The organism is Flavobacterium sediminilitoris (assembly GCF_023008245.1).
Classification (GTDB): Bacteria; Bacteroidota; Bacteroidia; order Flavobacteriales; family Flavobacteriaceae; genus Flavobacterium; species Flavobacterium sediminilitoris.
In genome coordinates this window covers 3,309,162-3,321,540 of record NZ_CP090145.1, presented here as the reverse complement: position 1 = coordinate 3,321,540, position 12,379 = coordinate 3,309,162, and the positions used below count along the sequence as shown (strand labels likewise).

At 28.6% G+C, this 12,379-nt stretch carries 8 protein-coding genes; 6 read left to right on the top strand and 2 right to left on the bottom strand.

Translation table 11 applies throughout. The features are described from left to right. Positions 1 to 67 precede the first annotated feature (67 nt). On the bottom strand, positions 68 to 1,489 hold the full coding sequence (locus LXD69_RS15220; protein ID WP_246916012.1) for an L-serine ammonia-lyase: 1,422 nt from the start codon (positions 1,487 to 1,489) through the stop codon (positions 68 to 70). 270 nt (positions 1,490 to 1,759) lie between these two features. On the opposite strand from LXD69_RS15220, the gene LXD69_RS15215 reads away from it, so the two are divergent. Next, positions 1,760 to 2,656, top strand: coding sequence for a neutral zinc metallopeptidase (locus tag LXD69_RS15215; protein WP_045971487.1), 897 nt, complete (start codon positions 1,760 to 1,762; stop codon positions 2,654 to 2,656). A 189-nt stretch (positions 2,657 to 2,845) separates the two neighbouring features. Beyond that, the gene (gene dnaK / locus LXD69_RS15210) at positions 2,846 to 4,738 is read left to right on the top strand and encodes a molecular chaperone DnaK (RefSeq protein ID WP_045971485.1); all 1,893 of its coding nucleotides are present in this window, start codon (positions 2,846 to 2,848) and stop codon (positions 4,736 to 4,738) included. Positions 4,739 to 4,815: 77 nt separating this feature from the next. On the opposite strand, the gene LXD69_RS15205 is transcribed toward dnaK, so the two are convergent. Beyond that, on the bottom strand, positions 4,816 to 5,748 hold the full coding sequence (locus LXD69_RS15205; protein WP_246916011.1) for a hypothetical protein: 933 nt from the start codon (positions 5,746 to 5,748) through the stop codon (positions 4,816 to 4,818). Positions 5,749 to 5,930: 182 nt separating this feature from the next. Here LXD69_RS15205 and LXD69_RS15200 point away from each other — a divergent pair, with 182 nt between their 5' ends. The 4 genes from LXD69_RS15200 to LXD69_RS15185 are packed head-to-tail and all read left to right on the top strand — an operon-like array spanning position 5,931 to position 12,152. Further along, the gene (locus LXD69_RS15200) at positions 5,931 to 6,542 is read left to right on the top strand and encodes an HD domain-containing protein (RefSeq protein WP_246916009.1); all 612 of its coding nucleotides are present in this window, start codon (positions 5,931 to 5,933) and stop codon (positions 6,540 to 6,542) included. Positions 6,543 to 6,566: 24 nt separating this feature from the next. Continuing rightward, positions 6,567 to 7,619: a helix-turn-helix transcriptional regulator gene (locus LXD69_RS15195; protein WP_246916008.1), complete on the top strand. Its 1,053-nt coding sequence runs from the start codon at positions 6,567 to 6,569 to the stop codon at positions 7,617 to 7,619. After that, positions 7,609 to 8,355: a nucleotidyltransferase domain-containing protein gene (locus tag LXD69_RS15190; RefSeq protein ID WP_246916006.1), complete on the top strand. Its 747-nt coding sequence runs from the start codon at positions 7,609 to 7,611 to the stop codon at positions 8,353 to 8,355. Before LXD69_RS15195 ends, LXD69_RS15190 begins: the two co-directional genes overlap by 11 nt. A gap of 5 nt (positions 8,356 to 8,360) precedes the next feature. After that, a complete protein-coding gene (locus LXD69_RS15185) occupies positions 8,361 to 12,152 on the top strand; it encodes an nSTAND3 domain-containing NTPase (protein WP_246916005.1) in 3,792 nt (1,263 codons plus the stop codon). Positions 12,153 to 12,379 lie beyond the last annotated feature (227 nt).

The window sequence follows — 12,379 nt, the reverse complement described above, 5'->3', positions numbered from 1 at the left end:
TATAGAAGGAGATTATTCAAATAAAAAAGAGAGATTAGTTGCTCTCTCTTTTTTATAATATTATAGATTAACAATCAGCAAGATTAACTCCAATGGCTAATCCTCCTTCAGAAGTTTCTTTATACTTAGTATTCATATCTTTTGCTGTTTCCCACATTGTATTTACAACTTTATCTAATGGAACTTTAGCATTTTTTGCATCTGTCTCTAATGCTAATTCAGCAGCATTTATCGCTTTTATAGCTCCCATTGTATTACGTTCAATACATGGAATTTGAACTAATCCACCTATTGGATCGCAAGTTAGCCCTAAGTGATGTTCCATAGCAATTTCTGCCGCTACAAGTACTTGTTCAGGAGTTCCTCCCATTACTTCGCATAATGCTGCTGCTGCCATAGCACTTGAAACTCCAATTTCTGCTTGACAACCACCCATGGCAGCAGAAATAGTAGCTCCTTTTTTAAAGATACTGCCTATCTCTCCAGCGGTCATTAAAAATTGTTTTATTTGCTCTTCATTTGCATCGTGATTTTCAATGACTAAATAATACATTAAAACAGAAGGAATAACACCAGCACTACCATTTGTAGGAGCTGTTACAACTCTGCCTAGTGAAGCATTTACTTCATTTACAGCTAAAGCAAAACAACTTACCCATTTTAATATTTGTCTAAACTTTACTTCAGTTTGACGAATAATCTGCATCCAAGAATATGGATTATCATAAGGTAAAACACCAATTAAGTTTTTATGCATATCATAAGCTCTTCTTCTTACATTTAAGCCTCCAGGTAAAGTCCCTTCAGTATGACATCCAATATACATACATTCTAGCATTGTGTCCCAAATTCGCATTAGTTCAGAATGGATATTTTCTTCCGTACGCATAGATTTTTCATTCTCATATACAATTTCCCAAACTTTCTTGTTTTCCTTTTTACAATATTCTAATAATTCAGAAGCCTTATCAACAGGAAATGGAAATGCACATTTTAATTCTTCATTAATAGTAGAATTTATTCTTTCTTCTACAACAACAAATCCTCCACCTATAGAATAATACGTTTTTTCATATTCTGAATTATCAGTATAAGCAGTAAATTTTATTCCGTTTGAATGAAAAGGTAAAAAGTCTCTATTAAAAACAATATCATCACTAATATTAAAAGGAATAATGATTTCGTTACCAAGGAAAATTTCTTTTTTGTTTTTTATAGCTGTAATTATAACGTCAATACTTTCAACAGGAATATATTCAGGATCAGCACCACTTAATCCAAGCATGACAGCTAAATCCGTTGCATGACCTTTACCTGTAAGTGAAAGAGAACCATATAAATCTACTTTAATTCTATTTATAGAGTCAATTAGGTTTTCATTTCGCAAATCTTCCAAAAAACGCTCTGCAGCTCTCCATGGACCTAATGTGTGGGAACTCGATGGTCCTACACCAATTTTTAACATATCAAAAACAGAAATACATTCCATAACAATTATATACTTATACTTAATAAATGCAAATATAGGCTACAAAGAAATACAAAAGGATTAATAAACACATTTTGTTATTTTTAGCAATTATTCATTATTTTTTGTTAAAAACTAAGATGATAATTGTAGTTCTGGCGTTAAAACGTCAATTTAATAGTTGAAATATCAATAATTAAATATTTTAACAAATTATATAATTTTAATATAAAATAAGTGTTATTATTTTTTATAATATTGCTTCATTAATAATTTATAACTATAATTTTAATGAAAACAAATTTTAAAAATGCATTTCTATTTTTGAGTGCAATTGTATTAACTACAACATCTTGTAGTAAAGACGAAGAAACTGTTTCAAATAACCAAGAGGAAATTTTATCTATAGTAGATGAACAACCAAACCATTTAGAAGGGGATTGTGGTTATGTAGATGGAAACTGGAGTCCAACAGCTGTATTAAGTACTACAATAGGAACTTCTGCTGAAACTAATTTTATGAATACACAAAATTCAAAAATTGCAGCCGTTTGGGGAAGACCGGCTGTGCCTTTACGTTTTGTAAAAGATCCAAGTAATCCAAGTTCTACATTTAACGCTATATCTTATGGTAGTGGTAAAATTTACTATGGAGAAGCAATCTATAATGCTGCAAAAGCTCAATCAAGTGATAATATTGTAAATGCTATGATTTTAGCTCATGAGTTTGGTCATCAATTACAATATACTTATGGTTTACCTTCTCAAAATGAATCTACTGCTCGTGCTGCGGAATTAGAAGCAGACGGTATGGCTGGTTATTATTTAAGAAGACCTACAGGATTTAATAAAACTTCTTTTTCTCAAATTGCAGCAGCTTATGAATTTGCAGCTTCAATTGGAGATAATTGTACAACTTGTCCTGGACATCATGGTTTAAGTTATCAAAGACGTTCAGCAGTACGTTTAGGATTTTTATTAGGAGCATATGCTTTAAACGGACCTAATTTTGATTATAACTTCTTCTATTATTATTCAGGAGTTTTAAGTGGTTCATACAAGCAAAATGCTGCTAGTTCAGAATATTTTAATCCTGAAATTGATGCTTATATTCGTTCACATGCTGAAGAATTAAGAAGAATTCAATCAGGTGAAATGTCAGATGAAGAATACTTTAATTTAAATTAATATTTATTAAATTGGTTGAATAGCCGCCCTATGGGTGGCTATTTTTTTATAATGACATCTTGTCATTGTTTTTTGTGTTATATGACAAAATATAACCTTTTTTATAGTTGGCATAATCATTGAAATGTAAAAAAGCAAGTTTTAAAAATAAAATAAATACACACAATAAATAAATTAAGATTAAAAGTTATGAGTAAAATTATTGGAATTGATTTAGGTACAACAAATTCTTGTGTTGCCGTTATGGAAGGTGGAGAACCAGTCGTAATTGCTAATGCAGAAGGGAAAAGAACAACACCTTCAGTAATTGCTTTTGTAGAAGGAGGAGAGATTAAAGTTGGTGATCCTGCTAAAAGACAAGCTGTAACTAATCCTACAAAAACGATTGCTTCTGTTAAGCGTTTTATGGGAAATAAATATTCTGAAAGCGCTAAAGAAGCTTCAACAGTTGCCTATAAAGTAGTAAAAGGAGATAATGACACACCAAGAGTTGATATTGACGGAAGATTATATACTCCACAAGAATTATCAGCAATGACTCTTCAAAAAATGAAGAAAACAGCTGAAGATTATTTAGGAACAACAGTTACTAAAGCTGTAATTACAGTTCCTGCATACTTTAATGATGCGCAACGTCAGGCTACTAAAGAAGCAGGACAAATTGCAGGATTAGAAGTAATGCGTATTATTAATGAGCCTACTGCTGCAGCATTAGCTTATGGTTTAGATAAACAAGGTAAAGATCAAAAAATTGCAGTATATGACTTAGGTGGAGGTACTTTTGATATTTCTATCCTTGAATTAGGAGATGGCGTTTTTGAAGTATTATCTACAAATGGAGATACACACTTAGGAGGAGATGATTTTGATCAAGTGATTATCGATTGGTTAGCGAATGATTTTAATAGTGCTGAAGGAATTGATTTACGTAAAGACCCAATGGCTCTGCAACGTTTAAAAGAAGCAGCAGAAAAAGCAAAAATTGAGTTATCATCTTCTGCTCAAACAGAAATTAACTTACCTTATGTTACTGCTACAGCTTCAGGACCTAAGCATTTAGTACAAACATTAACACGTGCAAAATTTGAACAATTAGCTGATGCTTTAGTAAAACGTTCAATGGAGCCAGTTGCAAAAGCATTAAAAGATGCAGGTTTGTCAACATCAGATATTGATGAAGTAATTTTAGTAGGAGGTTCTACTCGTATTCCTGTTATTCAAGAGCAAGTAGAAAAATTCTTTGGTAAAAAACCATCAAAAGGAGTTAACCCAGATGAAGTTGTTGCAATTGGAGCAGCTATTCAAGGTGGAGTATTAACAGGAGACGTTAAAGACGTATTATTATTAGATGTAACGCCACTTTCATTAGGTATTGAAACTATGGGTGGTGTAATGACTAAATTGATAGAGTCTAACACAACTATTCCAACGAAGAAATCACAAGTTTTCTCTACAGCAGCAGATAACCAACCATCAGTTGAAATCCACGTTATACAAGGAGAAAGACCAATGGCAACAGATAATAAAACTATTGGACGTTTCCATTTAGATGGAATTCCACCTGCACAAAGAGGTGTTCCGCAAATTGAAGTAACTTTCGATATTGATGCTAATGGTATCATTAAAGTATCAGCTACAGATAAAGGAACTGGAAAATCACATGATATTCGTATTGAAGCTTCTTCAGGATTAACACCAGAAGAAATTGAAAAAATGCGTAAAGAAGCTGAAATGAATGCCGATGCAGACAAAGCAGCTATGGAAAAAGTTTCAAAATTAAATGAAGCTGACAGTATGATTTTCCAAACGGAAAAACAATTATCTGAATTTGGAGATAAATTATCTGAAGGTAACAAAACAGCTATTCAAGGAGCATTAGAAGAATTGAAAAAAGCTTATGAAACTAAAGATGTTGATACAATTGCTCCAGCTTTAGATAAAATCAACGAAGCTTGGAAAAATGCTTCTGAAGAAATGTACAAAGCGCAAGCAGAAGGACAAGGAGCTCCACAAGATGCTCAACCACAAGGTAATGCTTCTGAAGATCAAACTCAAGATGTAGACTTTGAAGAAGTGAAGTAATATATTATTTATTAAAGAAAAACCCTGAATTTAGTATGAATTCAGGGTTTTCTTTTTATGTTCAATCCATCTTATTATTAATAAGGACTATTAGCTTCTATTTCCGCCCAAGTAGAAAATGAAGTAGTATAACTTGTTGTAGATCCAGACTCAAAACGAATTCTACCTTTTAAATGGTAGCCATTTAATCGTTTAGTAGATTTGTAAACAGGAAGCGTTTTTTCATAACCATAGTGTCCAGGACTACTATACCAAGGTAATGAAGAAGGTCCTGATGCAGAACTACATTTTGCTTTTGTCCATGTGTTTTCAGTTTGTATATAGGCTCTTTCAGTACTACTAAAAGTAGCGTTAGAATACATATAATAATGTGCAGAACAATAAATTCCAGATTTTTCATAAATGCTATAAAGCGTAACTAATCGTCCTCCAATTTGTAATCCTACACCTTGATTACGTCCTCCAGCAGCATCTTCACTACAAGCTTTGTTTGAAATAGCTTCATCATCATTAGAAATTAAACCTAATACATCATCATTTGTAGAATAAATTTGAATGTGTGAGTTTGAAAGATTTTCTTGAATTAAATCTAGATACTCATTTGCATATTTTGCTTCTAATACAAGCACCGTTTCGTTTTTTTTATTAATTTTAAATATATGAGAACCAATTTGAATACAATTATCTTTATTAATTAATTGTGAAAAATAAGGACTAATGTAAGTGTTAATTGTATTAATATCTAATGTTGTAATAGGATTCACTTCAGCATAAGTTAGATGTCCCATTTTAGCAATTTCACTTAAAACTTCATTTTGTAAAGCTTCAGATGGATTGTTTACTACTTTTTCATAATCTTCAATGTTTTTAAAAATTAATAGTTTGCCATCTGATTTCATCCCTAATGAATTGAAATCATTGTTTGTTAAAGAAGTTGTTTCTTCATCATTAGAACAGGAGAAGAATGATACAAACACAAGTAATAAAGCTGTTTTTTTGATTAATTTCATAATTTGTTATGTTAATTTCCTTACTCTTTTTATTATGGCTTTTCAGGTTACACCATTTGATCGATCACTTACAAGTGTTAAAACCTTTTTTTTATTACCCATTTTTTGGTTATATTTTAAATAGATATTTTTTTCTCTGTTTAGCACTTTAAAAAAATTGTATTTTTGAGGAAAGAACTTACATGAATTTGAAAGAAATATACTTCAAGCTATTATTACAAATAGGATTTCATCAAAATGATATTCAAGTACATTGGCTAACATTACAAAAAGCATATTCTCAGAAAAACAGATATTATCACAATTTGATGCACTTAGAAAATATGATACTAAGCTTTAATAAGTATCATTCTGAAATTCAAAGTCCTAATGAGACACTTTATGCTATATTTTATCATGATATCGTATACAATGCGAAGAAAACAGATAACGAATTAAAAAGTGCCGAATTCGCTTTAAGTATCTTACCTAAAGAAATTACCATTAATAGAACCTTAGTTTTTGATATGATTGTTGCCACAAAACAACATGAACATAATAAGGACGAAGACACCAATTGGTTAATCGATTTTGATTTAGAAATTCTAGCCAAAGATTGGGAAGATTATCAAAATTATTACGAACAAATTAGAAAAGAATACAAAATCTATCCTGATTTTCTATATAAACCAGGGCGTAAAAAAGCCTTGCAACACTTTTTAGAAAGTACAAACCTATTTCAAACGGAAACCTACAGAATGCTTTATGAAACCAAAGCAAGAGAAAACATCCAAAAAGAAATAGCTCAACTATAAAAACACCATTTAATTTTTTAAACAATGGCTCAAAATAAAAACGCACTCATACGATATAAAACCATCGATAAATGTTTACAAAATAATTACCGACAATGGACATTAGACGATCTAATTGAAGCTTGTTCTAATGCTTTGTTTGAATATGAAGGCAAGGAAAATAATATTAGTAAACGTACCATTCAATTGGATATTCAAATGATGCGTAGTGAAAAATTAGGCTATAACGCTCCCATTGTAGTCTATGACAAAAAGTATTATAAATATGAAGATGAAGAATTTTCAATTACTGATATTCCACTAACGGAAACCGATATTAATGTATTAACCGAAACAGTTTCTATGTTGAAACAGTTTAAAGATTTCTCGCTGTTTAATGATGTATCTGATATTCTACAACGATTGGAAGATAAAATCTATGCCGAAAAGTCACATACAAAACCAGTAATTCATCTCGATAAGAATGAAAAACTAAAAGGCTTACATTTTTTAGACGAATTGTATCAGGCAATTATAAAGAAAATCGTTTTAAGAATAAGTTACAAATCATTTAAATCCAAAGAAGCCAACGAATTCTTTTTTCATCCTTTTATTCTTAAAGAATTCAATAATAGATGGTTTTTGGTAGGCAAGAAAGGAAATAAGGAAGGCGATAGCATCGTTACGAATTTAGCTTTAGATCGAATTGTTTCTATTGATTTCGATTTTTCATTAGACTATCACGATACTAATTTTGATGCCGACGAATACTATAAAAATGTAGTAGGAGTAACGGTTAATAGTGGTTTAGATCCTCGAAAAATTAGAATCTATGTAGATGCAGCTAATGCGCCCTATGTAATAACGAAACCCTTTCATAGTTCGCAAAGAGTAATACAAGAAAATGAAGACGGAAGCGTAATTATTACGTTGTATTTAATTATAAATTACGAATTAGAACGTTTATTATTAGGCTTTGGAAACGGAGTTGAAATTATTAAACCTGCATTTCTTCGCAACAGAATTAGAAATATTATAGAACAAACTTCAGAAAAATACCGACTTTCTGATGAGAAAATAGTAAACAATGAAAGATAAAATACTAGCCAAACTACAAGAAATTGCAAAAGAAAAAAACGTAGAACTATTATTCGCAGTCGAATCGGGAAGTAGAGCTTGGGGTTTTGCTTCTCCAGATAGTGATTATGACATTCGTTTTATCTACAAACACGATTTGGACTATTACCTTTCTATTTTCGAAAAACCCGATGTTATCGAATTCATGACTGCTGAAGATTTAGATGGATCAGGTTGGGATTTGAGGAAAACAGTACGATTATTAGCAAAATCCAACGCATCTTTGTTAGAGTGGCTGCATTCACCCATTGTGTATTATGAAAACGAAGTTTTTGCAAAGGAGATAAAAACCATTGCCAAAGCCTGTTTTTCGCCTATTGCATGTTTGCACCATTATTTAGGAACAACAAAGAATTTCATGGACGTTTGCGAACAAGAAGAGGTAAAACTAAAAAGTTATTTCTATGCCTTGCGAACGGCTTTAGCCGGAAAATGGATTATAGAAAACAATACCTTTCCACCAGTAGCTTTCATGGAATTGTTACCCATTGCACCGCAACATATACAAGAAAAAGTAAAACAATTAATGACTATAAAAGCGAACCAAAACGAAACCTATTTACACCCAAAAGAAGCTCTAATAACCAACTTCTTAAAGGAAACGATAGCTTTTAACCAAGAAAAGGCAAAGGGTTTAAAAAATGGTCAGTCTGTTAATGAGGAATTGGATAGGGTTTTTAGGGAGATAATAAAATAGTTTATATGAGTGTAACAATTGAAGGAATTAAAGGTTATGAATATCAATATAAAATAACTGTATTGTTTGCATTGATTTATGGGGATAGATTTAGTAATCAACTTTATGTTGAAAAATTAGGTAGTGAAGACATAACATTCATTGATGGAAACAATGACAGAATTGAAATTCAGATTAAAAGAGAAAAAAAAGAATTAACTATTTCTAAATTATTTGAATGGTTATTCCATTTTCAAGAAAGAAGTTCTTCAAATAATTTACTATTGAGAGTAAAAAACAAAACTAGTAGATGTCTTTTTATTACTAGATCAAGATGCAATGATGAAACATTAAAATATTTAAATGACTTCCCATCAATTCAAATTAAAAATAAAAAAAGTTCTAATGAAGAATTAAATAAAATCACTAAATCTTTAAAAGAACTTGTATTTAAGAATACAAAATTAGATAAAGAAAGAAGTAATTTTAGAGACAAATTTATAAGAAATTTAAATAAATCAGATGTTGAGCAATTCATTAATAATATTATGGTTTGGGAACAGCTAGATGATAATAAAGTTGATGATACTATTTTAAATACTTTAAATAAGAAATATTCAATATCTCAATCAAATACTGAATATGTATATCTAAAATTACTTGAGAATGTTAAAGAAGGGAGAGATAAAAAAAATAATATTATCCCAATTTTCAATGAATTAATAGATAAAGAGAAGGTAAATAAATTCCAATTAGATGTTAATTATATTGAAAGAAAAGAGAAAAATAATTCATTAGAGTTACTTAAAAATTCAAATTTTATCTTTTTAACAGGCGTATCTCAATGTGGTAAATCAGAACTAGCTAAAGTTTTAGCTAATCATTTTATAGATAACGGTTTTAATTCGATTAGAGTAACTGAATTTATTCAACTTGAAAATTTTTTTAATCAAAATAGTAATGAAGATAAAATAGCAATTTTTGAAGATCCGTTCGGACATACTAAGCCTTCAAATGAATCAATGAATATTAAAAATAAATTAATTGATTTGATTCGCTCATTACCACTAAATCACAAATTGATAGTTACAAATAGAATAGAAATTATAAATGAATTTTTTGAAAATTCAATTTTTGAAATCAATAAAACAATCAACTTAACTGAGAGTGACAGTGATGTATTAATTAATTTCTGGAAAAAGTTCGCTTCAAAAAGATTGACTCCAATAATTGTCAACTCAATAAGTGAGTTTATAGAAAATGAGAAAGTAGATAAAATCCAAGTAGGTCAGTTAAGTTATCTTTCGAAATATGATTCTGATAAATTAGAAAATAAGTCTATTATAGAATTAATAAACATAGCTAGGCATAATTCGAAAGATATCGCAAATGATATTCTTCAGTTTAAAAAAGAAGAATCAGTTTTACTTGGAATATTGTCAGTTTGCTGTAGTAATACATTAGCTATTAATGAAATAGATTTTGCCTACATATTATCTAAAGATCAAGAAGAATATTCAATATTTATCAATAATAGGTATAAAAATTTCTTTGATAAGAAAAGTGAATTTCCAGTATATTCTATAAAGCACAAAATTAAGAAGGATTATATTAAAGCACTTGAATATTTTGAAGAAAGAGGCTTTTTAAAAATAAAAAATAAAACTATAATTTTTTCACATCCTAATTATTATGAAGTTGGTCGAAATTTATTTTACAGGAAAAGTACTCTAAGCCAAAAAACTTTGATTAATGCTTTAAAAAAGGTGTTAGGATGTACAAATTACGAAAATTCACTTCACGCGTGTAAACAATTGTATTCAATATATTCAAACATAAAAAATGATTTTAAAATAGATGTAAAAGAATTAATGTTTTTAACTACAAAATCAATTTTTCCTTCTGTTGAAAACTATTCTACAGTTAATTTGATAAAAATAATTGATACACTTACTACAGAAGAAAAAGAAGAACTTATAAATATTATTAACTATGGTGATACTGATTCTGGTTCTATAAAATGGTATAAAGATAAAATACCATATATAACAAAAGGGCTACGTACTTTAGCGGATGGTTTGTTTCTACCTAATAATGAAATTATACATAAAGTTGAAGATTTAATTAGTAATAAAAAAGAGGTTAATCTATATGACGCTTGGCTTTATGTTCATTATCATAAGATAATGTTATTAAGTGAAAATTATTTTAAACTAAATGAAACAATTATTAAGTCATTTTTGTTGTATGATGAAGTCTTTATTAGAAAACAAATCGCAAAAATATTTTTCTCAACATTAATTAAGGATGAAGAGGAGTATCTTATTAAGAAAATTTTTGATGATGAACATCCAACAGTTGTTTTTTATGCTATTTGGGGTAGCTTTTTAAGTTGGAACAAACAGAATGGAAATGTAAAAAAAATAATTTTTACTCATTTAAAAGATTTATTTACAAAATCAGAAATTTCGATAAGAGCTTGTGATTTAATGTCAACTTTTTCAATTGATTATGCTGGAGAGTGTATTGATTGGAAAAATTTTACAGAAGAAGAAAAACTTGAATTATGGAATGTTTGGGGAGAATTATATCCTACATTTTCTTCTAGTTTGCCACCAAGTGTATATTTTAATTCAGGTAGATTTGGTAATTCTATGAGGAAAGCTATGAAATACTTAACACTTCAAAATGGAGTTAATGTTTTTTATGCTTGGTATTTTCAAATAGATAAAAAAATTAAACATAAAATTGATTTAACAGATTATGAGATAGGAATTCTTGATGATTTAATTGATTTTACCAAGGATAATTTTCAAGTTAGACAAGAATTATTTATTAAAATTATTACCTATGAAAATTCATTTTTCAGTTTATATAATTTAAAAAATATAATAACCTATTGGGATAATCTGAGTAGTTATGAAAAAGGAGTATTACAAGAGATTATTAAATCTGACAGAAAAGATAATAGATGGGTAAGAGCATTGTTAATTACCAAGGATATTCCTAAAGAAATAGAAAGTCTTATTGTAGGAGATCTTGATTTATCTTCTCTAAATCCAGAGATTTTTTTTAAAAAAATTCCAACCGCATTAATTAGAGATGCTTTAAGTATTATTTATTCAGAAATGAATGAACTTGAATATTTGATAACTTATTTGAATGATTTTTGGCTAAAAATAATTGACTATATTTTAATAAATCAAATTGAACCTTTTTTTGAAATTTGTGTAAAAGAATTTATTCATGCTAATGTTTTTGGGAACAGAACTGATAATTTTTATGTATGGAAAAAAATATGTTCAAAATATAATGATTTAGATAAATTATTATATTTTGTAATATACAATATTTCAAGAGGTGTCATTATTATAAATGGGACTAAGAGTCTTTTTGATATACTAATTAATGCATATAAGGAAAGAAATAAATTTGATGATTTTATAAGAATAATTGTTACTAATATAGAAGCATTGCAGTTAAGAGATAAAGAAGATATATTTGAGTATTTAGGCAAAGAAATAATATTTGATGAATTATATAAGGAGATTTATCCTGATTTTTTTGCTATAAATATTTTAGAAAATACTAATATAACATTAATAGATTCACTTGTAGGTGAAGTTGATTCTTTTAGATTTTATGTTACTTATGAATTAATCAAATATTATATTAAAAAAGAAAAAGATATTGACATAGAATTAAAAGAAAGAATTTTATCAATACCAAATAAGATTGAAGAAACTGGTAAAACTCAAAGAATTGAACTAAAAAATAAATTTTTTATTGAAAAAAGAATAACAAATTGGATTGATTAGTTACTTTTTTTAAAATGTTCTTTTTGGAATAAACTTCCTCAATCTTGTCATGCTGAAAGCATCTCATAAGTAACTTAAAATTTTTAAACATATAAAAATCATTTTAAAATACTAATGAATTCTTTTACAAAATGACAAGTTATAGGCAAAATTAATAAACAAAAACTTTATAAATAAACTATTTGACTGCCAAAATGTGAATAAATAAACTGATTTTTGAAACTTAA

What these genes read in the sequence shown, in the direction of transcription:
- LXD69_RS15195 (WP_246916008.1), top strand. Translation starts at nt 6,567, where the DNA reads ATGGCTCAAAATAAAAACGCACTCATACGATATAAAACCATCGATAAA.
- LXD69_RS15215 (WP_045971487.1), top strand. Translation starts at nt 1,760, where the DNA reads ATGAAAACAAATTTTAAAAATGCATTTCTATTTTTGAGTGCAATTGTA.
- dnaK (WP_045971485.1), top strand. Translation starts at nt 2,846, where the DNA reads ATGAGTAAAATTATTGGAATTGATTTAGGTACAACAAATTCTTGTGTT.
- LXD69_RS15190 (WP_246916006.1), top strand. Translation starts at nt 7,609, where the DNA reads ATGAAAGATAAAATACTAGCCAAACTACAAGAAATTGCAAAAGAAAAA.
- LXD69_RS15220 (WP_246916012.1), bottom strand. Translation starts at nt 1,489, where the DNA reads ATGGAATGTATTTCTGTTTTTGATATGTTAAAAATTGGTGTAGGACCA.
- LXD69_RS15185 (WP_246916005.1), top strand. Translation starts at nt 8,361, where the DNA reads ATGAGTGTAACAATTGAAGGAATTAAAGGTTATGAATATCAATATAAA.
- LXD69_RS15200 (WP_246916009.1), top strand. Translation starts at nt 5,931, where the DNA reads ATGAATTTGAAAGAAATATACTTCAAGCTATTATTACAAATAGGATTT.
- LXD69_RS15205 (WP_246916011.1), bottom strand. Translation starts at nt 5,748, where the DNA reads ATGAAATTAATCAAAAAAACAGCTTTATTACTTGTGTTTGTATCATTC.